The 21616-nt window shown below is 49.3% G+C and carries 19 protein-coding genes; 1 reads left to right on the top strand and 18 read right to left on the bottom strand.

Translation table 11 applies throughout. The features are described from left to right. Positions 1-21: 21 nt before the first annotated feature. From LKD70_RS10690 to LKD70_RS10740, 11 genes are all read right to left on the bottom strand, one after another. Positions 22-531 (bottom strand): YqeG family HAD IIIA-type phosphatase, encoded by a 510-nt coding sequence (locus tag LKD70_RS10690; protein ID WP_227708016.1) that lies wholly within the window; start codon positions 529-531, stop codon positions 22-24. Then, positions 524-1315: a shikimate kinase gene (locus LKD70_RS10695; RefSeq protein WP_227708017.1), complete on the bottom strand. Its 792-nt coding sequence runs from the start codon at positions 1313-1315 to the stop codon at positions 524-526. The genes LKD70_RS10690 and LKD70_RS10695 overlap by 8 nt, the downstream gene beginning before the upstream one ends. A 96-nt stretch (positions 1316-1411) precedes the next feature. After that, positions 1412-2134, bottom strand: a complete 723-nt coding sequence (locus LKD70_RS10700; protein WP_407690957.1) for a peptidoglycan recognition protein family protein — start codon at positions 2132-2134, stop codon at positions 1412-1414. A gap of 254 nt (positions 2135-2388) precedes the next feature. Further along, positions 2389-3843 carry an IMP dehydrogenase gene (gene guaB / locus LKD70_RS10705; RefSeq protein ID WP_227708018.1) on the bottom strand — a complete coding sequence of 485 codons (1455 nt, stop codon included), beginning with the start codon at positions 3841-3843 and terminating at the stop codon, positions 2389-2391. Positions 3844-4128: 285 nt separating this feature from the next. Continuing rightward, positions 4129-5754, bottom strand: a complete 1626-nt coding sequence (gene groL / locus LKD70_RS10710) for a chaperonin GroEL (RefSeq protein WP_227708019.1) — start codon at positions 5752-5754, stop codon at positions 4129-4131. A 140-nt stretch (positions 5755-5894) separates the two neighbouring features. Then, positions 5895-6182: a co-chaperone GroES gene (locus tag LKD70_RS10715; protein ID WP_087152540.1), complete on the bottom strand. Its 288-nt coding sequence runs from the start codon at positions 6180-6182 to the stop codon at positions 5895-5897. A gap of 248 nt (positions 6183-6430) precedes the next feature. Further along, positions 6431-6757, bottom strand: coding sequence for a hypothetical protein (locus LKD70_RS10720; RefSeq protein WP_227708020.1), 327 nt, complete (start codon positions 6755-6757; stop codon positions 6431-6433). Positions 6758-6774: 17 nt separating this feature from the next. After that, positions 6775-7554 carry a GTP-sensing pleiotropic transcriptional regulator CodY gene (codY, locus tag LKD70_RS10725; RefSeq protein WP_227708021.1) on the bottom strand — a complete coding sequence of 260 codons (780 nt, stop codon included), beginning with the start codon at positions 7552-7554 and terminating at the stop codon, positions 6775-6777. A 131-nt stretch (positions 7555-7685) separates the two neighbouring features. Continuing rightward, complete coding sequence (gene topA / locus LKD70_RS10730) at positions 7686-9767, bottom strand: type I DNA topoisomerase (RefSeq protein ID WP_227708022.1); 2082 nt, start codon at positions 9765-9767, stop codon at positions 7686-7688. A 13-nt stretch (positions 9768-9780) separates the two neighbouring features. Then, a complete protein-coding gene (dprA, locus tag LKD70_RS10735) occupies positions 9781-10866 on the bottom strand; it encodes a DNA-processing protein DprA (protein WP_227708023.1) in 1086 nt (361 codons plus the stop codon). A 22-nt stretch (positions 10867-10888) separates the two neighbouring features. Next, entirely contained in the window at positions 10889-12415 is a 1527-nt protein-coding gene (locus LKD70_RS10740) for a YifB family Mg chelatase-like AAA ATPase (RefSeq protein ID WP_227708024.1), read from the bottom strand. 310 nt (positions 12416-12725) lie between these two features. Between LKD70_RS10740 and sigK the strand changes: the two genes are divergently transcribed. Next, on the top strand, positions 12726-13349 hold the full coding sequence (gene sigK / locus LKD70_RS10745; RefSeq protein WP_227708025.1) for an RNA polymerase sporulation sigma factor SigK: 624 nt from the start codon (positions 12726-12728) through the stop codon (positions 13347-13349). Positions 13350-13438: 89 nt separating this feature from the next. Here the strand turns inward: sigK and pckA are convergent, their stop codons facing one another. The 7 genes from pckA to asd all read right to left on the bottom strand — a co-directional run bounded on the left by pckA (position 13439) and on the right by asd (position 21538). Continuing rightward, positions 13439-15043, bottom strand: coding sequence for a phosphoenolpyruvate carboxykinase (ATP) (gene pckA, locus LKD70_RS10750; RefSeq protein WP_227708026.1), 1605 nt, complete (start codon positions 15041-15043; stop codon positions 13439-13441). A gap of 129 nt (positions 15044-15172) precedes the next feature. Further along, positions 15173-15520, bottom strand: a complete 348-nt coding sequence (locus LKD70_RS10755) for a hypothetical protein (RefSeq protein WP_227708027.1) — start codon at positions 15518-15520, stop codon at positions 15173-15175. A gap of 6 nt (positions 15521-15526) precedes the next feature. Beyond that, positions 15527-17020 (bottom strand): threonine synthase, encoded by a 1494-nt coding sequence (thrC, locus tag LKD70_RS10760; RefSeq protein ID WP_227708028.1) that lies wholly within the window; start codon positions 17018-17020, stop codon positions 15527-15529. A gap of 106 nt (positions 17021-17126) precedes the next feature. Next, positions 17127-18407 carry a Na+/H+ antiporter NhaC family protein gene (locus tag LKD70_RS10765; RefSeq protein WP_227708029.1) on the bottom strand — a complete coding sequence of 427 codons (1281 nt, stop codon included), beginning with the start codon at positions 18405-18407 and terminating at the stop codon, positions 17127-17129. A gap of 192 nt (positions 18408-18599) precedes the next feature. Beyond that, positions 18600-19094 (bottom strand): 3-isopropylmalate dehydratase small subunit, encoded by a 495-nt coding sequence (gene leuD, locus LKD70_RS10770; RefSeq protein WP_227708030.1) that lies wholly within the window; start codon positions 19092-19094, stop codon positions 18600-18602. After that, positions 19095-20369 carry a 3-isopropylmalate dehydratase large subunit gene (gene leuC, locus LKD70_RS10775; RefSeq protein WP_227708031.1) on the bottom strand — a complete coding sequence of 425 codons (1275 nt, stop codon included), beginning with the start codon at positions 20367-20369 and terminating at the stop codon, positions 19095-19097. A gap of 83 nt (positions 20370-20452) precedes the next feature. Next, positions 20453-21538, bottom strand: coding sequence for an aspartate-semialdehyde dehydrogenase (asd, locus tag LKD70_RS10780; protein WP_227708032.1), 1086 nt, complete (start codon positions 21536-21538; stop codon positions 20453-20455). Positions 21539-21616 lie beyond the last annotated feature (78 nt).

Here is a 21616-nt window from a genome sequence, read left to right on the forward strand (position 1 = left end):
GTTCCATTTTATAATTCTATACTAAACTTCCTTATTTTTCAATCTTTTTTTATAGAAATGAAGGACGATCTTCTCCAGATACCGCTTCAGTACAATCTGGATCTCCTCCTTCGGATGAATCGGCTTTACAAGGATGTTATGGATTCCCGCCCTCTTGGCTCCCCATACATCGGTAAAAAGCTGATCACCGACAAAAACCGTGTTTGATCTGTCCGTCCCCATGATCTCCATGGCCTTTACATAATTCTTCGTGGAAGGCTTATGCGCATTGTAAATATACTTTGTACCGATCTCTCTGTTGAACATCTTCACCCGTTTCTCCTGGTTGTTGGAGATCAGACATGAGGCAAATCCGATGTCATTCAGGCGGGCAAAAAGCTTCTTCGCGCGCTCGTCCGCAGGAGCGCCGTGGGGCACAAGTGTGTTGTCAATGTCAAAGATCACCCCTCTGTACCCCTCTTCATACAGTTTTTCAAAAGGGATGATATAAGTGGACGCCACATACTCATCCGGGAAAAATTTTTCAAACATCACTCTTATCCAACTCCGTAAGCTTTGAAATCAGTTCCTCACAGATCTCCAAAATCGACTTGTTGTCCGTCTGCACTACAACATCCGCGGCAGCCTCATACTTCTCCCTTCTCTTCTCCATCAGCTCGGCAATGTATTCCACACTGTTGTTTCCGGCGAGAAGCGGTCTGTCATTGCTGTCCTTGACACGCTCATGTATCGTCTCCGGGCTTGCCGTAAGAAGCACGACGCGGCCGTTTTTCTTCATCTCAGTTACATTTTCCTCTCTCATGGCAACACCGCCGCCACAGGAGATTATGCAGTTCTTTCCTGTCTGCAGCTCTCTAAGCAGGCTCGTCTCCAGGTTCCGGAAATATTCTTCCCCGTAAGTAGCAAAGATATCCGGAATACTCATCTCCTCGCGCTCGGCAATCTCCTGATCCATTTCAACAAGCCGCATATCGAACATTGTGCTTAAGTAGTCCGATATCGTCGTTTTTCCCGCTCCCATAAAGCCGATCAGGACGATATTGTAGGAGAAAAGCTTTCTCGCCTGAATACGCTTACTGTTGCGCAGGATCCGACTGAATACGTCCTGAATTTCCTCCTGATACTTATTATCTTTAAGTTTCTCATCCAGCCGTCTCTTCTGTTTTGCCTCCTGAGCCGGCTGCAGAATCGGCATACCGTATTTTTCTTTATACGCCATAATCTTTTCGATGATGGCGTTTCTCTCCACAAGCGCATCAATAATTCTGTCATCACAGATCGCAAGCTGCTCGCGGTACATTTCCAGATCGTTCATTTTCACCCTCCGCAATTTTATACACAATACATCATATTATAGCAATTTTCATCTGCAATAGCAAGAACTTCCAGATCTGCATTTCTCGTGCATTTCTCATGTTCTCGCCATGGCAGCCGCCACGTTCTCCCGGAACTCTGTCCAGGCGTTCTCATGCTCCACGAAATATTTCGGACAGATCTTCCCCGTCACATCATAGTGCCGGATCACGCTCTCCTCAGTCAGGCCGAACTTCACGCACAGCCATGCCGTGAGCTGCACAAGAGAGCGGTACGTCTCATCTGTAAAATATCCGTCCTCACTGGGATGACACACCTCGATGGAAACCGTATCATTATTTCTCTCATTGGAAGCATAGGCCACCTCCCATGTGGGAACGCACTGAATGATCTCTCCATCCAGCCCAACGATAAAGTTGCTGCTTGCCTCCGTCTCCTGTGAATACTGCAGACCGTTAAAGTAATCCCTGTTCTCCTGCGCCGTGCTTCCGGGGTTGGCCGTATAGTGAATCACGATTCCATTGATTCCGTCGCTCTGGATTCCCGGCCTTGAATAAGGGTTGACATCCAGAAGCTGAACGTCAATTTCCGGCTCAGAAGCGTCCACGCTGACACTGCGCCCGTCCTGTGCAAAGATCATACGCACTGCAAGCAGGATGCTGAGTGCAGCCAAAATAAGGATCCCGGCCCGCATATACCGCATCTTCTGCTGCCGCGCCCGTGCGCTTTTTGTATGGTTTGCCCGCTTTGCGCTGCCCGGCTTTTTCTGCTGTGTCCGTGTTTTCGGCGTTCTTTTTCCTCTGTAACTGTTCATTGCCATGCCTCGATCCTGTCTTGTCTCTTCCCCGACGTGCCTTCAATCCCGCTTTGTCTTTCCGCTGATGCGCCTTCAATCCCGCTTTGTCTTTCCATTGATGTAACCGACAATGCCTGCAGGAACCATGAGAACACACAGAGTCAGAGAAAATATTTCCTCCCTCTGCCCGCTCTCACAGTTTCTGCAGGCATCTTTTCCCCCTTTTTCCGGCCGGTCATCTTGCCGCCGGAAAAAACAACAGTCTGATAATTGCCGCTTTACTCATCTACACTGTAGTTCGGCGCCTCTTTCGTAATATGAATGTCATGCGGATGGCTCTCGCGAAGTGATGCGGCGGAGATCTTCATAAATCTGCCATTCTCCTTCAGTTCTTCGATCGTCTTTGTTCCGCAGTATCCCATACCGGAACGAAGTCCTCCCATCAGCTGGAATACCGTATCCTCAACAGTTCCCTTGTACGCAACGCGTCCTTCCACGCCCTCCGGCACAAGCTTCTTGGCGTTCTCCTGGAAATAGCGGTCCTTGCTGCCGTTTTCCATGGCGGCAATGGAGCCCATTCCACGGTATACTTTATACTTTCTTCCCTGATACAGCTCAAATGTTCCCGGGCTCTCATCGCATCCGGCAAAGATGCTTCCCATCATACACACATTTGCTCCCGCTGCAATCGCCTTCGTCATGTCTCCGGAATATTTGATACCGCCGTCCGCGATAATCGGAATGCCGTACTCTTTCGCCGCCGTATAGCAGTCCATGACTGCCGTGATCTGCGGAACACCGATTCCCGCCACCACGCGGGTCGTACAGATCGATCCCGGTCCGATACCGACTTTGACAGCATCCACACCGGCCTCGATCAGAGCCTTTGCAGCCTCACCTGTGGCAACATTTCCGGCGATCACCTGAAGCTCCGGATATTTTTCCTTCACCATACGCACGGTACGGAGCACATTTGCAGAATGTCCGTGAGCGGAGTCCATCACAACCACGTCCACTTTTGCTTTCATCAGCTCTGCCACACGTTCCAGGCAGTTGGCTGTAATACCGATCGCTGCGCCGCACAGAAGCCGTCCCTGGGAATCCTTTGCAGAGAGCGGATACTTGATCTGTTTCTCAATATCCTTGATTGTGATAAGTCCCTTCAGGTTGCCCTCGTCATCCACAATGGGGAGCTTTTCCTTTCTGGCTTTTGCGAGAATCTTTTTCGCCTCTTCAAGCGTGATCCCCTCTTTTGCGGTAATCAGTCCTTCAGAAGTCATAGATTCCTTTATTTTCTTAGAGAAGTCTTCTTCAAATTTCAGATCACGGTTCGTGATAATTCCGACCAGCTTGCGTCCCTCCGTGATCGGAACGCCTGAGATACGAAACTTCGCCATCAGATTATTGGCATCCTCCAGAGTGTTCTCCGGCGAAAGATAGAACGGATCTGTGATAACACCATTCTCAGATCTTTTTACCTTATCCACCTCTTCCGCCTGTTCCTGGATTGACATATTTTTATGAATAATACCGATACCACCCTGGCGCGCCATCGCAATCGCCATGCGGTGCTCTGTAACCGTATCCATGCCCGCGCTCATCATCGGAATATTGAGTTTGATCTTCTTTGTCAGATAAGTTGACAGATCCACCTCATTCGGAATCACCTCCGAATACGCCGGTACAAGGAGCACGTCGTCAAATGTAATTCCTTCGCCAATAATCTTACCCATGTATGCTGACCTCTCTTTCTTTCAAATCCCAATATGTAAAATTGCAGATATTAACTGATATACTACCGAAATTTCCGGCATCTGTCAACTGTTTCCATTCTGCCCGGCCTAAATTTAAGCTTATTTATTTTAACATTTATTTATAAGCATTTCTTATTTATCCCGTCTGAATGCACTGTCTGTTTGGATAAATGCAGAAAAAGCACTTTTTCCTTCTGCAAAAGAAGGGAGAAAGCTGAACTTTCTCAATAAAATCCAGCTTTCTCCCTCTGTATTTTTCCGGAATTACATCATGCCCATTCCGCCTGCACCGCCTGCCGGAACTGCCGGCTGCGGCTCTTTGATTGTGGAAACAACAGATTCTGTTGTCAGCAGTGTGGATGCAACGCTTGTTGCATTCTGAAGAGCACTTCTTGTAACTTTCGCAGGATCAAGAATACCGCTCTCAACCATGTCCACATATTCCTCTTTATAAGCGTCGAATCCGATTCCCGGCTCAGACTCTCTTACTTTGTTGACAATAACCGCACCCTCAAGACCTGCGTTTGCAGCGATCTGATGCAGCGGAGCCTCCAGAGCTTTCAGGATAATTTTTGCTCCTGTCTTCTCGTCCCCTTCCAGTTCCTCTGTCAGTTTTGCAACTTCTTTTGCAGCGTGGATATATGCCGAACCGCCTCCTGCAATGATTCCTTCCTCAACTGCTGCTCTTGTAGCATTTAAAGCATCCTCCATGCGGAGTTTTGCTTCTTTCATCTCTGTCTCAGTAGCTGCGCCTACGCGGATAACCGCTACGCCGCCTGCCAGTTTTGCAAGTCTCTCCTGAAGCTTCTCTCTGTCAAAGTCAGATGTTGTATCTTCGATTGCTTTCTTGATCTGAGCGATTCTGTCTTCAATTGCCTTCTTGTCGCCATATCCGTCAACGATAACTGTGTTCTCTTTCTGAACTTTAACGGATTTTGCACGTCCGAGCTGTTCCATTGTCGTCTCTTTGAGGTCAAATCCAAGCTCCTCGGAGATCACCTGTCCGCCTGTCAGGATTGCGATATCCTGAAGCATCTCTTTTCTTCTGTCGCCGTATCCCGGAGCCTTCACTGCAACTACATTGAATGTTCCTCTCAGCTTGTTGACAATCAGAGTTGTGAGAGCCTCACCCTCGATATCCTCTGCGATGATGAGAAGTCTTGCTCCGGACTGTACGATCTGCTCCAGAAGCGGAAGGATATCCTGGATGTTGGAAATCTTCTTGTCTGTGATCAGGATATACGGATCGTCGAGAACCGCTTCCATCTTCTCCATATCTGTAGCCATATATGCGGAAATATATCCACGGTCAAACTGCATACCTTCTACAAGGTCAAGCTCTGTCTGCATTGTCTTGGACTCTTCGATCGTGATAACTCCGTCGTTGGATACTTTCTCCATCGCATCGGCAACCATCTCGCCTACAGACTCATCTCCTGAGGAAACTGCCGCAACTCTTGCGATCTGCTCTTTTCCTTTTACCTTGCTGCTCATCTCCTGGATTGCCTCAACAGCTCTGTCTGTCGCTTTCTTCATACCTTTTCTCAGGACGATCGGGTTTGCTCCTGCCTCAAGGTTCTTCATACCCTCATGAACCATTGCCTGTGCAAGGACAGTTGCTGTTGTCGTACCGTCTCCGGCCACATCGTTTGTCTTGGAAGCGACTTCTCTGATCAGCTGTGCTCCCATATTCTCGAATCCGTCCTCCAGCTCGATCTCTTTCGCGATCGTAACACCGTCGTTTGTGATCAGCGGTGCGCCGAATGATTTGTCAAGAACAACGTTTCTTCCTTTCGGTCCAAGTGTGACCTTTACTGTATCTGCCAGTTTGTTTACGCCCTTTTCCAGTGCTGCTCTGGCCTCAGCACCATATTTGATTTCCTTTGCCATTGCTGTACATCTCCTTATAAATTACTTGATTGATACACTAAGCTCGAAAGTACCTCGCTAAGTGTCCGGGGTTGATACACCTCATATTCACTCGGTGTATCGGCTAGAACACTAACCTCGAAAGTACCTCGCTAAGTGTTCTATGCCTCTACAATTGCGAGAATGTCATTCTGTTTTACGATGATGTATTCCTCTCCGTCAAGTTCAACATCTGTTCCTGCATATTTGGAGTAAATTACCTTATCTCCAACCTTTACCTGCATCACAACTTCTTTTCCATCTATATTTCCGCCCGGGCCTACTGCGATAACTTCAGCTTCCTGCGGTTTCTCTTTCGCCTGTCCCGGCAGCACGATACCGGATTTTGTCGTCTCTTCTGCTTCTAACTGTTTTAAAACAATCTTGTCACCCAATGGTACTAACTTCATTGTGATTCCTCCTTAACTATTGTTTGTTAGCACTCATTTCTCACGAGTGCTAAACCTCATGAATATAAAATAGCACTCTGCCCTCAATTTGTCAACACAGTTTACAAGGTTTTTATAAATTTCACAGGAGCCAGTTTCCTATAATCCCCGATAGTACTAAAGGTACCATTCCGGGATTGTAAGCAGCCGCCAGGTTCTCGTACAGGCCCGGACTTATGAACGCCGTCTGTACAAAAAAAAGCGTGCCCTTAAGCACGCTTTGTCATTCTTCTTCCTTCATACACGTTATAAAACCCGTTCTCGATCCGGAATTTCAGCAGATTCTGATCTTCCCTGCGAAACCTTTCCTTTACCACTCCCGTACAGTAGAGAAGTTCCGTTCTCGTCGATATATAGCACCGGTACTTCGCATCCAGCGATATGGCTGTCAGGTCATCCTCCTTAAGTTCCAGATAGATATAGTCTTCTTCCGGGTCATACTTATGTACCCTGCACTGACGTGTTGAATCATCAAAAATGCCGTCTGCGGATATAATCTTTTCCATCCGCAGATCGACGGGATTTCCTTCGTACATACTGTCTGTCCTCCCGGTTACATCCGTTCTTTCCTGATTCTGTCAAGCTCTGTGAAAACATAATCGTTAAGCACCTTGATGTAAGTTCCCTTCATTCCGGATGAACGGGACTCAATCACCCCTGCACTCTCGAATTTTCTTAAAGCGTTTACAATCACGGATCGGGTGATGCCGACCCGATCCGCCACCTTGCTCGCCACAAGGATTCCCTCTGTTCCTCCCAGCTCATCAAAGATATGGATGATCGCCTCAAGTTCCGAGAACGACAGCGTGCTGATCGCTGACTGTACGATGTGTTCCTTTCGTGTCTCTTCCGCACTCTCCTCATTGACCGACCGAAGCATCTCAAGTCCAACGACTGCTGTTCCATACTCGCTGAGAATAATGTCATCGATCGAGTACATTGCATCCTGCCTGTAAATAAACAGGGTTCCGAGTCTCTCCCCTGCAATGTCAATCGGAGTGATAATTGCCTGACATCCTTCCACTGCCTCCGGAGAAAATCCAAGTGTCTCCAGATTCACATTTTCCTTCGTGGACAAAATGCTCAGCAGCCGCTCGTTAAGCATCGAATCAATATGAGAACCTACCGACTCCGTGATCAGTTCATTGATCTCCTTGACACTCGGACACTTGCTCACGCCGAGTATCTTTCCCTTTCTGCTGACAACAAGGACATTTGAGTCAAGAATCTCTGTCAGTACTGCACAGATATCATTAAAAACGACCTTGCTCGAATTGTTATTATGGAGCAGCTTATTGATCTTTCTAGTTTTGTCTAACAGTTGTACGCTCATTACTTCCTCCGCATATTCTTGAACGCGTCAGAATTGTATATTCAAAATCTGACAAATTTATAGATATATTTATATTATCATACAATTTTCTGAATAGCAATACAATTTATCTATTCTTTTGTTTTTTTTCACTACTCTTCTTTTTTCCGCTTCACTGTGCTCACATAACCGCACTTTTCGTTCGCGCAAACAAGTTTGCTGCCCTTTTCAACCATATATCCACCGCACTCCGGACACTTTTCCGTTGACGGTTTCTGCCAGGACATAAATTCACATTCCGGATTATTCTCACATCCGTAGTACTTTCTTCCTTTCTTTGTCTTACGGATGACAACATCTTTCCCACAGACCGGACAGGGCACCCCGATTTTTTCAAGATACGGTTTTGTGTTGCGGCATTCCGGGAATCCCGGACAGGCGAGGAACTTTCCGTGAGGCCCGTATTTGATGACCATGTTTCTTCCGCACTCCTCGCAGATAACATCCGTCACCTCATCCTCGATCTTCACAGTCTCAAGCTCTTTCTCTGCCTTCTTCACAGCTTCTTCCAGATCCGGGTAGAAGTTTCGTATCACTTCTTTCCACTCGACCTTTCCCTCTTCGACCATATCCAGAAGTCCCTCCATGTTCGCCGTGAAATTCACGTCCACAATACTCGGAAAGGACTGTTTCATCATATTGTTGACTACCTCGCCGATCTCTGTAAGATAAAGGTTTCTCGCCTCTTTTGTGACGTACCTTCTCCCGAGAATGATCGAGATCGTCGGCGCGTACGTACTCGGACGACCGATTCCCAGTTCCTCAAGCGCCTTGACAAGGCTGGCCTCCGTATAGTGGGCCGGAGGCTGTGTGAAATGCTGCTTTTCTTCCAGGCTTTCCTTTGTCAAAACGGAATCCATATTCAGGCCGCCCACAAGAACATTGCTCTCTTCCTTCTCCTCATCCGCCTCTGTGTACACAGAGCGGAATCCCTCGAACAGAAGCTTGGAAGCCGCAACCGTAAAGCAGTACCGGCCGGCTCCTATCTTCACCGAAGTTGCCTCGTATCTGGCCGGAGTCATACGGCTGGCCGCAAAGCGTTTCCAGATCAGCTGATACAGCCTGAACTGGTCTCTCGTAAGGGAGTCCTTAATGGACGCGGGCGTCCGGGAAATATCCGTCGGACGGATCGCCTCGTGCGCGTCCTGGATCTTCTTTCCGTCATTTGAAGCATTCTGACGGGCCGCAGCGTACTCATTTCCGTATATGGAAGAGATATACTCTCTCGCGGCCGCATCCGCCTCGTCAGCAATTCTCGTGGAATCCGTACGCAGGTACGTTATGATACCCACTGTGCCATTTCCTTTGATATCGATTCCCTCGTAGAGCTGCTGTGCGATTCTCATCGTCTTCTGAGTTCCGAAGTTCAGTGCTTTTGCTGCCTCCTGCTGAAGCGTACTGGTCGTAAACGGAAGAGGAGCCCTGCGAATCCGTTCGCTCGTCTTTATATCCGTAATTTTAAACTCCGAGTTCTCGATCTCCTGCACAATCCCCCTCAGTTCTTCCTCCGAGTGAATTGTCATTTTCTTCTTATCAGTCCCGTAAAATTTTGCCACAAGAGGTCTCTTTTCCCCTTTGATCTTCAGCACTGCGTCGAGAGTCCAGTATTCCTCCGGAATAAATGCGTTGATCTCATCCTCCCGGTCAGCTACAAGCCTCAAGGCAACTGACTGAACACGGCCCGCACTTAAGCCCCTCTTTACTTTTGCCCAGAGGAGTGGGCTGATCATATATCCGACCATACGGTCGAGCACACGTCTGGCCTGCTGTGCATCGACCAGATCCATATCAATATCCCGGGGTGCTTTCAACGACGCTTTCACCGCATTTTTTGTGATCTCATTGAAAGTAATCCGGCGCATCTTCTTCTCATCCAGCTTCAGTGCTGCCGCCAGATGCCATGAGATCGCCTCTCCTTCACGGTCAGGGTCGGTCGCGAGATACACTTTATCTGACTTTTTCGCCTCTTTCCTTAGTGCGGCAAGAATATCTCCCTTGCCCCGTATCGTGATATATTTCGGTTCATAATCATGTTCAATGTCAATTCCGAGGGAACTTTTCGGAAGATCCCGCACATGTCCCTGAGATGCCGCGACTGTATAATTGCTTCCCAGAAATTTTTTAATTGTCTTCACTTTTGCAGGTGACTCAACAATTACCAAATAATGTGCCATAAAAATGTTTCCCCTATCTGATATAATGATTCTTTGATATTTCTCTGGCGTATCCTTTCAGTTCCAGCGACACCAGCAGTCCCATAAGTTCTCTGACATTCATCCCGGTCTCTGCGGCAAGCTGATCCACATCCTTTGGATACAAACCAAGACGACTATACACCAATTTTTCTGTAGTTTCAAGCACTTTTTCATTTTTGTCGCACTTTTCGCACGACTGTACATCCGGTTTCTGCTCAAGATGCCACTCTTCAAGCAGACTTTCCGGCGACAGGAGTATCCCGGCCCCCTGACGGATCAGGCGGTTGCATCCGTCGCTCAGCTCACTGTTCACGGGCCCCGGCAGCGCATAGATATCCTTTCCCTGTTCCAGTGCCAGATCTACCGTGATGAGCGATCCGCTCTTTTTTCCCGCTTCCATCACAAGCACCGCGTCGGAGAGCCCGCTTATGATCCGGTTTCTCGCGGGAAAGTGCTGCGGGAGGGGCGGCGTCCCCGGAGGCTGCTCGGACAGAATCCCTCCGTCCTGTTCCAGAATATCCATGTACAGACCTATATGTTCCCTCGGATAGCAGATATCCACTCCGCTGCCAAGAACCGCAAAGGTTCTCCCGCCTGCCATCAGGGCTCCCCTGTGTCCCATTCCGTCGATCCCTCTGGCCATCCCGCTTATGATCTCCACGCCTCTTCCCGCAAGCGCAGCGGCAAAGTCCACAGCATACTTTTCCCCGTACGGCGTGCACCTTCTGGCGCCGATGACCGCCGCTGTTCTGGAAGTCTCCAGAGGCAGCTTTCCCTTAACATACAGAGCATAAGGCATATCTTCCATCTCCCGGAGGCGGCCCGGATATTCCCTGTCAGACCAGGGAATAAAGCGGATCCCTTTCCCGCACATCTTTTCGTATTCCTCTTCCGGGTCTTCCTCCTTTTGTGCGTCTCGTATTCTGTCTTTCTCATTTTCATTCAGAAATCCGGCTTCCTCAAGCTGTGTTTCTTCTATATAATAAACGCTCTCTGCTGAATTCATGTGTTCTCTGAGCATCCTTTTTTTCTTCGCCGATATCCCCCGGATGCGCGCGAGCCAGTATTCATATTTCATCTTCTGTCTCCTTTCCCATACTCTATTTTTTCCAGTATTTGTTATCCACTGTGCGATAGCCGAGCGCCTCCCGCAAATGTTCCGTCCGGATCTGATCCTCCCCGTCCAGATCCGCGATCGTGCGCGCAGTCTTTATGATTCTGTGATAGCCGCGGGCGGTCAGATCCATGACGGAAAACGCCTGTCCCATCAGCTTTTTTTCCGCTTCTCCAAGTGCGCAGTATCTCCCCATATCATTCGCCGCAAGCCTCGCATTGCAGCGGATTTTAGTCCCTTCATACCGCTGTCTTTGTATCTCCCGCACACGGCAGACTCTCTTTCTGATTTCCGCGGAGCTCTCTTCCTTCGTCTCCTTTGTGAGATCTTCATACTGCACTCTGGGAGCTTCCACGCAAAGATCGATCCGATCCAGAAAAGGCCTGCTGATCCTGCTTAAATAGAGCTGAATCTGCAGAGGCGTACATGTACAGGAAGAATCAGGATATTTCCCGCACACACAGGGATTCATGGCTCCTACAAGCATAAAATCCGCCGGAAACTGATAGTTTCCGCAGCTCCTTGTAAGTTCTATGCTCCGCTCTTCCAAAGGCTGTCTGAGCACGTCGAGAACACTTTTGCGGAACTCCGGAAGTTCATCCAGAAAGAGTACCCCTCCGTGCGCCAGGCTGATCTCCCCTGGTTTCGGCACTGCCCCGCCTCCGACCAGAGCCGCCTTTGTCGCCGTATGGTGTACCTCCCGGAAGGGACGTCTGGTAATCAGCGGATGCTCCTCATCCACCATCCCGAGCACGCTGTATATCTTTGTAATCTCCAGACTCTCCTGAAAATCCAGAGGCGGAAGGATTCCCGCAATGCACCGGGCGGTCATGGACTTTCCGCTTCCGGGAGGACCGATCATCAGAAGATTATGCCCTCCTGCCACCGCGATCTCCGCTGCTCTCTTTACATGCCCCTGTCCTCTGATGTCTGCAAAATCCGGATATTGTCCGTTTTCTTCCGACTCTGTTTTCTCTTTTTCCCAGGCGCGCAGTCTCCGCTTCCCCTGAAGAAACTCCGCCGTTTCGGCAAGGCTTGTGACTCCATACACCTTCAGTCCGTCTACAAGTGCTGCTTCCGCCGCATTCTCCCGCGGGACGATGCATGCCGCAATCCCGCTGTCCCGCGCCTCCACCGCCGCCGGAAGAATTCCCGGGACTTTTCTCACTCTGCCGTCCAGGCTCAGTTCTCCGATCATCAGATACTTTTCCGCCGCCCCGGGATCAATCTGCCCCAGAGATGCCAGTATCGCCGCCGCAATCGGCAGATCAAAGGAGGCCCCTCTTTTTCTCATGGTGGCAGGCGACAGATTGACAACCGTCCGCTTCGGGGGAAAGTCAAACCCCGAATTTTTAATCGCTGTTCTCACCCGTTCTCCCGCCTCTTTCACCTCTGATGACAGATATCCTATCATATGAAATACAGGCAGGCCGTTTGATACATCCGCTTCCACACGGATCTGTTCCGCTTTCAATCCGTCTATGGAAACGGATAAAACTGTGCTGAAACTCATCTGTACTCCTTCCTTACAATGAGTCCCTGTCTGTAAAAAATTGCCGAGTAAACACCACTGTTTAACCTGTAACACTGAATTCCGGCCGATCCGGCCAGATACCCGTCTCCGGGCAAGATTACCGAAGCAGAAAGCCTTCGGGAATGTATGTCTATGATAGCTTACCACACTGCCGGATGTCAAGACACAAATAGGAAGTCCCAAAAGACAGATCCCCCAGAAATGTCCGGACCTGTACATTTTTCGGTGGAAAAGCACAAACCGCGCCGCTTTTTCATAAACTATATCAAATGTGCTAAGAGGTGCCGTCTTGAAATCATTTCCCAATCCCCTCACCCCAGCGGAAGAAAAATACTACATCCAGAAATATACCGAGGGAGATCTCGAGGCAAAGCACATCCTGATCGAGCGCAACCTCAGACTTGTAGCCCATGTAATCAAAAAATATCAGAATCTCGGGGAAGACCCTGAGGATCTGATCTCTATCGGGACAATCGGACTGATCAAAGCCGTTGTGACATTCAACCCCGACAAAGGAAACCGCCTCGCAGCCTACGCTTCCAGATGTGTGGAAAATGAGATTCTGATGCATCTCAGGAGCAGAAAAAAGGCCTCGAAAGAAATCTCACTGTACGAACCCATCGGAACTGACCGGGAGGGCAATGAGATCCGCCTCTATGATATTCTTGAGACCGATGAGACCGACGTCCCCGAAAAACTTTTTCTGAAAGAAAATATACAGAAACTGTATGAAAAGGTCGAAAACGAGCTTTCCCCGAGAGAAAAGCTCGTTTTAAAAATGCGGTATGGACTCTATAACGGCGAAGAGTACACGCAGCGGGAAATAGCCAGACAGATCGGCATTTCCCGCTCTTACGTCTCCCGGATCGAGAAAAGTGCAATCGAAAAACTGCGGGAGCACTTTGAGGAGTAAACGAAAATGTGCCCGCAGAAGGGATCATTTCCTTCCTCACGGGCACATTTTCAAATCACAGTTTTATCTGAGCAGAACGCAGTTTAAATTTACTCCTGCGGACCTGCTGCCACGAGAGCTTTTCCAAGCTCGTTGCTCTCGTATTTCTTGAAGTTCTTGATGAAGCGCGCTGCAAGATCTTTTGCTTTTGTCTCCCACTCGGAAGCATCAGCATAAGTGTCGCGCGGGTCAAGGATCGCCGGATCAACTCCCGGAAGCTCTGTCGGAACTTCGAAGTTGAAGTGCGGGATCGTCTTTGTCGGAGCTGTCAGAATTGAGCCGTCCAGGATCGCATCGATGATACCGCGGGTATCTTTGATGGAGATACGTTTTCCTGTTCCGTTCCATCCTGTGTTTACAAGGTAAGCTTTTGCTCCGCTTTCTTTCATTCTCTTAACAAGTTCCTCTGCGTACTTTGTCGGATGAAGCTCAAGGAAAGCCTGTCCGAAGCATGCGGAGAAGGTCGGTGTCGGCTCTGTGATACCGCGCTCTGTTCCGGCAAGTTTTGCAGTAAATCCTGACAGGAAGTAGTACTCTGTCTGCTCCGGTGTCAGAATGGATACCGGCGGAAGTACTCCGAATGCATCAGCTGAGAGGAAGATAACATTCTTAGCTGCCGGTGCTGCAGATACCGGGCGAACGATCTTCTCGATATGATCGATCGGGTAAGATACACGTGTATTTTCTGTTACACTTTTGTCTGCGAAATCAATCTTTCCGTCTGCGTCCAGTGTAACATTCTCAAGAAGAGCGTTGCGTCTGATTGCATTGTAAATATCCGGCTCGGATTCTTTGTCAAGGTCGATGACTTTTGCGTAGCAGCCGCCCTCAAAGTTAAAGATTCCGTTGTCATCCCAGCCGTGCTCGTCGTCACCGATGAGAAGTCTCTTCGGGTCTGTAGAAAGAGTTGTCTTTCCTGTTCCGGAAAGTCCGAAGAAGATTGCTGTGTTCTCGCCGTTCATATCTGTGTTTGCGGAGCAGTGCATGGAAGCAATGCCCTTCAGCGGCAGATAGTAGTTCATCATGGAGAACATACCTTTCTTCATCTCTCCGCCGTACCATGTATTTACGATAACCTGCTCGCGGCTTGTGATATTGAACATTACAGCTGTCTCTGAACCAAGTCCCAGCTCCTCGTAGTTCTCTACCTTTGCCTTGGAAGCGTTGTATACAATGAAGTCAGGCTCAAAGTTTTCAAGCTCTTCGTCTGTAGGACGGATGAACATATTTGTAACAAAGTGTGCCTGCCATGCAACTTCCATAATGAAACGGATTGCCATGCGGGTATCCTTATTTGCGCCGCAGAAAGCGTCAACTACGAAAAGTCTCTTGCCGGAAAGCTGTTTCTGAGCAATCTCCTTTACTGTGTTCCATGCTTCCTGTGTTGCAGGATGGTTGTCGTTCTTGTACTCGTCAGATGTCCACCAAACTGTGTCTTTGGAGTTCTCATCCATTACAATATATTTGTCTTTCGGAGAACGGCCCGTGTAGATACCTGTCATAACGTTGACAGCGCCAAGCTCACTTACCTGACCCTTGTCAAATCCTTCAAGGTTCGGATTCGTCTCTTCTTCGAAAAGCATCTCGAATGAAGGATTGTGAACAATCTCAGTTGTTCCCGTAATGCCATACTTTGTTAAATCAATATTTGCCATATACGCTCTTCCTCTCTCTTTCTTTGTATTTTCTACTGCGATATTCTGGCCGCAACGTACCAGATAGTATTTATTATACAAAATACTCGTTAAAAAATCAACATTATTCTGCTGCCGGCATGTTTTATGTTACCAGTATGTTTTTTTCAGTTTTGTTGTATACCCGCCAAACCAGAGCAGAACAACAAAAAACAGAAACAGAACGACATTATCTACTGCCGACATCGGAATAACAAAAAGATGGATAAAGTCCACCACGCCGAAAACGATGCCTGTAATTCCGAGCACAAGAAGCGCAATACCCGCTCTTTTCATATATGCTTCCTTGTCTTTGCACCGCTTGCCGGCATAATTTTTCCCGAGGAGAAATCCTGTGTTGATCAAACCTCTCGTCTTCATAACTATAAAAGAATAGATCGCGTAAGCGCCCAGGCAGAAGGCGAAGGCACTTACAAGCCCCCAGATACTGTCACCCATAACCTCTTACCCCCGTATTCCGAGAATTTCTTTTACCGTATCTTTCATATTCTCCGGATCGCATTCTTTTCTGTGACGGATATCAGCGTTCCGGATCTCCTCAATTGCATTCGGAACCTCCATACCGGATATTCTGCTCAGCTCATCCACCAGATCGAACTCGTCGGCGCCGTCATATTTCCCGTCGATCGCCGTCATGACACTGTGGATGAATTTGTACGGACTGGCCGTGGAAGCTATAAGGCATTTTGCCGGATCCTGGCTGTCTTTGCGGTACTGCGCGCACACATGTGCAGCAACCGCCGTATGGGTGTCCATCACATACCCTGTGTGCTCATATGTTGTGCGGATCGTCTCTTTCGTCTCTTCCTCCGTCGCGTATCCTCCCTCAAAATCACCGAGTTTTTCCCGCATTTCCGGTGTAATTTCATAAGAGCCTGTCTCTTTGAGCTGCGCCATCAGATCCCGGTTTTTTTCAGAGTCCTGTCCCGCAATCGTGTAGATCAGTCTCTCCAGATTGCTGGAAATCAGGATGTCCATAGAAGGAGAAGAGGTAAGGATAAACTCCCGGTTTCTGTCGTACACACCGGTACGGAAGAAGTCAAAGAGCACCTTGTTTTCATTTGACGCACAGATCAGTTTCGCGAACGGAACTCCCATCTGTTTCGCATAATAAGCTGCAAGAATGTTTCCGAAATTTCCGGTCGGAACAGTCACGTTAATCTCCTCACCGGAGACAATCTCTTCATTTTCCAGAAGTTTCGCGTATGCATATACATAGTAGACAACCTGGGGCACAAGCCGTCCGATATTGATGGAATTGGCAGAGGAAAACCGGTATCCTGCCTCTGCGAGTTCACTCTCCAGCTCTCTGTCTTCAAAGAGCGCCTTCACCCCGCTCTGTGCATTGTCAAAGTTTCCGTGGATCGCGACAACAGCGGTATTCTCCCCCTTCTGCGTCACCATCTGAAGTTCCTGTACGCGGCTCACTCCGCCCTTCGGATAGAAGACAATAATCTTCGTACCCGGTACATCCGCGAATCCTGCCAGCGCCGCCTTTCCGGTATCTCCGGATGTGGCTGTCAGGATCACGATCTCGTCGGTCACATTGTTTTTCTTCGCCGCTGTTGTGAGCAGGTGCGGAAGGATAGACAGCGCCATATCCTTAAACGCGATTGTCGCACCGTGGAAAAGCTCCAGATGATATGTGTCACCCACTTTTACGAGGGGGGCGATCACATCTGTATCAAACTTGGAATCATATGCGCTGTCAATGCAGTGCTTTAATTCTTCCTCTGTGAAATCTGTCAGGAACAGTTTCATCACTTCATAGGCTGTTTCCTGATAGCTCATCTTCTTCAGTTCATCCATTGAAACGTCCAGCTTCGGAATGCGCTCCGGCACAAACAGACCGCCGTCGTCGGCAAGTCCCTTTAAGATCGCCTGGGAAGCCGTCACTGTATTTTCGTTGTTTCTCGTACTCTTGTATAAAAGATTCATTCTCTTACCCTCTTTAATCTTTCTATCGGTTGCTGCTCTGAATTATAACACAGATTGCAGCGTGAAGTAAACAAATCCCGATGTTTCCTTTTTCTTCGCCCGTCGTTTACTTTTTCTGCAGCAGGATTGCAATGATGCCGCAGACCGCCATCAGAACCGGATACACCGTGTGCGGTATAATCTCAAAAGGCGTCAGTCCTGTCAGCGTCGCCGCTGAGAGGAGCTGCGCGCCGTAAGGAATCAGCCCCTGTCCCACGGAGGTAAACATATCAAGAAGCGAAGCCGAACGCTTCGGATCCACTCCGTATTCATCGCTGATCTCCTTTGCGATCGGTCCTGCCATGACAATCGCCACTGTGTTATTTGCCGTACACAGGTCCACCGCGAGAGCCAGAGCGGCAATTCCAGCCTGGGCGCCTTTCTTTCCTTTTATCCGGCTGCGGATCAGATGCAGAATAAAGTGAATTCCGCCGTTTGCTCTCACAAGAGAGACAATGCACGCGACAATGATGGAGATCACGGTAATATCATACATGGACGTCACGCCCTGCCCCACCACGGAAAATATCTCCGTAATCGCAATGTTTCCCGCTGCCACACCGACAATGAGCGAGAGAACAATGCCGCTGATCAGCACAAGGAAGACATTGATTCCGATAAGCGCACCCACAAGCACAACAAGATAGGGAAGCACTTCAAGAAGGCTGTAGTTTAACCCCTCATCCATATTAAAGCTGATATCTCTTGCCGTGAACCAGAAAAAGAAAACCGTAAGAACCGCTGCCGGAAGAACGATCAGGAAATTTGCTTTGAACTTGTCCTTCATCTCGCACCCCTGGGTCTTTACGGCAGCGATCGTCGTATCTGAAATCATGGAGAGATTGTCTCCGAACATCGCCCCGCACACTACAGCTGCGACGCAGACAGCAAGAGAAAATCCGGTTGTCTCGCTGACTCCGGCCGCAATGGGCGCAAGAGCCGCGATTGTTCCCATGGACGTTCCCATGGAGACAGAGATAAAACACCCGATAACAAACAGACCCGCGATAACGAAATCCGAAGGGATCAGCGTCAGTCCCAGATTGACCGCACTTTCCACTCCTCCTGCCGCGGTAACGGCCCCGGAGAAGGCACCCGCACAGAGGAAGATCAGGCACATGGTAATGATATTTTCCTCTCCGAGTCCTCCTGCAATAATCTTAAGTTTCTCATCAAAGCTTACTTTTCTGTTCTGCAGAAACGCTGCGAACAATGCGACGAGAAAGGCCACGATAGCCGGCATCGCGTTAAAATCCTGAAACAGAATTCCCGATCCGAGAAAGAGTACAAGAAATACTCCGATCGGAAGAAGAGCAGATGCCCTTCCGTTTTTGTTTTCTTTTTCCATAGTTCCCCCTTTCACCGGCATCCTTCACCGGACAGACATTCTCCCGGGATTGCAGGCGGCCGCCACGGCCTCGGACAGGCCCGGGATTATGAACGCCGTCTGAACAAAAAGGGGTGCCTGCATGACACATGCCGCATCCCTTTTTATCTCCGTATCCGCCGCCTTTCTCCCACGGCGGTACACACGGATTTTTCAGTCCTTCTTTTTGTTGTTTGTATAATTGACCAGTCCTCCGGCCGCGATCAGCTTCTGCATAAACTCCGGGAACGCCTGTCCCTGGAACTGGGTTCCTTTTGTCAGATTACAGATCTTGCCGCTGTCAAAATCCACCTCAACTTCATCGCCTGCCTCGATTCCTTTCGCCGCCTCGGGACACTCGATGATCGGAAGTCCGATATTGATCGCATTCCGGTAAAAGATTCTCGCAAATGTCTCCGCAATGATGCAGCTTACGCCGGCCGTCTTCAGACAGAGCGGCGCATGCTCCCTTGAAGAGCCGCATCCGAAGTTCTTATTTGCTACGATTAGATCACCCGGCTGTACTTTCTTCACAAAATCCGGGTCAATGTCTGCCATGGCGTGACTCGCCAGTTCCTGCGCGTCGAAGGAATTCAGGTATCTTGCCGGGATGATCACGTCTGTATCCACATTGTCCCCGTATTTAAAAACATGTCCTTTTGCTTTCATTTACATGTCACCTACTTTCTCAGGATTCGCGATATATCCGGCGATCGCGCTGGCTGCCGCAACCTCCGGGGAAGCCAGGTAAATCAGGGAATCCACATGTCCCATACGTCCCACAAAGTTGCGGTTTGTCGTGGACACGCACTTCTCTCCCGCTGCCATAACGCCCATATGTCCACCCATGCACGGTCCGCAGCTCGGTGTGTTCACCGCGCATCCTGCGTCCACAAAGATCTCCAGAAGTCCTTCCTCGATACACTGCTTATAGATCTTCTGCGTCGCGGGAACAACCATGACGCGCACATCGGGATGTACGGTATGCCCTTTCAGGATTGCCGCCGCCTTTCTCATGTCCTCCATGCGGCCGTTTGTGCAGGAACCGATCACAACCTGATCAATCTTAATCGGCTCCATGGCTTCTACTTCGTCGATCGTCTTCGCATTTCCCGGAAGATGCGGGAATGCAACCGTCGGACGCACTTCGGAAAGATCAATCGTGATCACTTCGTCATACTGCGCGTCTTCATCCGCCTCATAGATCGTGTACGGCTTCTTTGAATGTTCCGTGATATACGCAAGGGCCTTTTCATCCACCGGGAATATTCCGTTCTTCGCGCCGGCCTCAATCGCCATATTCGCCATTGTAAAGCGGTCGTCCATAGAGAGGTTTGCAATGCCGTCTCCGGTAAATTCCATCGATTTATAGAGGGCTCCGTCTACACCGATCTTTCCGATGATGTGAATGATGATATCTTTTCCGCTCACGTATTTCCCTGGTTTTCCGGTCAGGACGAACTTGATCGCGCTCGGCACCTTAAACCAGATCTCTCCTGTCGCCATGCCTGTCGCAACGTCTGTCGTCCCCATTCCTGTGGAGAATGCGCCGAGCGCTCCGTATGTGCATGTGTGGGAATCTGCCCCGATAATGCACTCTCCCGCAGTCACCACGCCTGCTTCCGGAAGAATCGCGTGCTCCACGCCGGATTTCCCCTGCTCAAAATACCAGGTCAGTCCCTGCTCTTTCGCGTACTCACGGATCGCCTTTGAGTTCTCCGCGGACTTGATGTCCTTGTTCGGCGTAAAATGATCCGGCACAAACACGACTTTGTCTTTGTCAAATACATGATCCGACATCTGCTTTATGATCGGGAGCGCCATGGGGCCGGTGATATCGTTCGCCATGACTACGTCAAGCTTTGCCTCGATCAGCTGGCCCGCCTCGACAGAGTCAAGTCCCGCGTGAGCTGCCAGGATCTTCTGTGTCATTGTCATTCCCATTGGAAATCATCCTCTTTCTTTATAAATATTATAATATCATTTCTGCAAACATTTTCTGATTATTTTGCTGCGGTATATCCTTTTTATTTTGCAGCAATATATCCCTTTGCAGTCAGAGCCTCGGCACAGAGTACCGCGCCGCCTGCCGCGCCTCTTACTGTGTTGTGTGACAGTCCGATGAACTTGTAGTCATACATGCTGTCCTCTCTGAGACGTCCGATGGATACGCCCATACCGTTCTCATAATCCACGTCCAGTGTCACCTGCGGACGGTTGTCCTCCTCAAGATACTGGATAAACTGCTTCGGTGCGCTGGGAAGTCCTGCCTCCTGCGGGAAGCCTTTGAAGTTCACAAGCTTTTCAATAAGCTGCTCTTTCGTCGGCTTTTTCTCAAAATTGATAAATACGGCTGCAGTATGTCCGTTCAGCACCGGAACGCGTACGCACTGGCATGTGATCTTCGGAAGCTCTGCCTTGACGATCTGGCCGTTCTCCACTTTTCCGAGAACACGGAGCGGCTCCTGCTCGCTTTTCTCTTCCTCTCCTCCGATAAACGGGATAATATTTCCGATCATTTCCGGCCAGTCTTTAAATGTCTTGCCCGCGCCGGAAATCGCCTGGTATGTCGTCACCACAAGCTCTTTCGGTCCGAATTCTTTCCACGCCGCAAGGCAGGGCGCGTAGCTCTGAATGGAGCAGTTCGGTTTCACGGCGATAAATCCGCGCTCTGTTCCGAGACGTTTTTTCTGATCCGGAATCACGTCAAAGTGTTCAGAGTTGATCTCCGGAACTACCATCGGTACATCCGGTGTCCAGCGGTGAGCGCTGTTGTTTGACACAACCGGCGTCTCTGTCTTCGCATACGCTTCCTCGATGGCACGGATCTCGTCCTTGCTCATATCAACCGCGCTGAACACGAAATCCACTGTGGACGCCACGTGCTCCACGTCATTGACGTTGAGTACTGTCAGATTCTTTACCGCCTCCGGCATGGGAGTGTCCATTTTCCATCTGTCTCCCACAGCCTCCTCGTATGTCTTTCCCGCGGATCTCGGGCTTGCCGCAACTGTCACGACCTCAAACCACGGATGGTTCTCAAGCAGCGCGATAAAACGCTGTCCTACCATTCCTGTTGCTCCTAAAATACCGACTTTCAGTTTCTTCTCCATTTTTCTCTCCCTTTCTCTTCTCTAATGTATGGTTCTTCTTCCTGATTCTCTGTTTTTATCAGAATATGCTTCTCATTC

The organism is Ruminococcus turbiniformis (assembly GCF_020687545.1).
Taxonomy (GTDB): Bacteria; Bacillota; Clostridia; order Lachnospirales; family Lachnospiraceae; genus Mediterraneibacter; species Mediterraneibacter turbiniformis.

Excerpts from the sequence above, each read along its gene's own strand:
- LKD70_RS10690 (WP_227708016.1), bottom strand. The coding sequence starts at position 531 with ATGTTTGAAAAATTTTTCCCGGATGAGTATGTGGCGTCCACTTATATC.
- LKD70_RS10695 (WP_227708017.1), bottom strand. The coding sequence starts at position 1,315 with ATGAACGATCTGGAAATGTACCGCGAGCAGCTTGCGATCTGTGATGAC.
- LKD70_RS10700 (WP_407690957.1), bottom strand. The coding sequence starts at position 2,134 with ATGGCAATGAACAGTTACAGAGGAAAAAGAACGCCGAAAACACGGACA.
- guaB (WP_227708018.1), bottom strand. The coding sequence starts at position 3,843 with ATGGGTAAGATTATTGGCGAAGGAATTACATTTGACGACGTGCTCCTT.
- groL (WP_227708019.1), bottom strand. The coding sequence starts at position 5,754 with ATGGCAAAGGAAATCAAATATGGTGCTGAGGCCAGAGCAGCACTGGAA.
- LKD70_RS10715 (WP_087152540.1), bottom strand. The coding sequence starts at position 6,182 with ATGAAGTTAGTACCATTGGGTGACAAGATTGTTTTAAAACAGTTAGAA.
- LKD70_RS10720 (WP_227708020.1), bottom strand. The coding sequence starts at position 6,757 with ATGTACGAAGGAAATCCCGTCGATCTGCGGATGGAAAAGATTATATCC.
- codY (WP_227708021.1), bottom strand. The coding sequence starts at position 7,554 with ATGAGCGTACAACTGTTAGACAAAACTAGAAAGATCAATAAGCTGCTC.
- topA (WP_227708022.1), bottom strand. The coding sequence starts at position 9,767 with ATGGCACATTATTTGGTAATTGTTGAGTCACCTGCAAAAGTGAAGACA.
- dprA (WP_227708023.1), bottom strand. The coding sequence starts at position 10,866 with ATGAAATATGAATACTGGCTCGCGCGCATCCGGGGGATATCGGCGAAG.
- LKD70_RS10740 (WP_227708024.1), bottom strand. The coding sequence starts at position 12,415 with ATGAGTTTCAGCACAGTTTTATCCGTTTCCATAGACGGATTGAAAGCG.
- pckA (WP_227708026.1), bottom strand. The coding sequence starts at position 15,043 with ATGGCAAATATTGATTTAACAAAGTATGGCATTACGGGAACAACTGAG.
- LKD70_RS10755 (WP_227708027.1), bottom strand. The coding sequence starts at position 15,520 with ATGGGTGACAGTATCTGGGGGCTTGTAAGTGCCTTCGCCTTCTGCCTG.
- thrC (WP_227708028.1), bottom strand. The coding sequence starts at position 17,020 with ATGAATCTTTTATACAAGAGTACGAGAAACAACGAAAATACAGTGACG.
- LKD70_RS10765 (WP_227708029.1), bottom strand. The coding sequence starts at position 18,407 with ATGGAAAAAGAAAACAAAAACGGAAGGGCATCTGCTCTTCTTCCGATC.
- leuD (WP_227708030.1), bottom strand. The coding sequence starts at position 19,094 with ATGAAAGCAAAAGGACATGTTTTTAAATACGGGGACAATGTGGATACA.
- leuC (WP_227708031.1), bottom strand. The coding sequence starts at position 20,369 with ATGGGAATGACAATGACACAGAAGATCCTGGCAGCTCACGCGGGACTT.
- asd (WP_227708032.1), bottom strand. The coding sequence starts at position 21,538 with ATGGAGAAGAAACTGAAAGTCGGTATTTTAGGAGCAACAGGAATGGTA.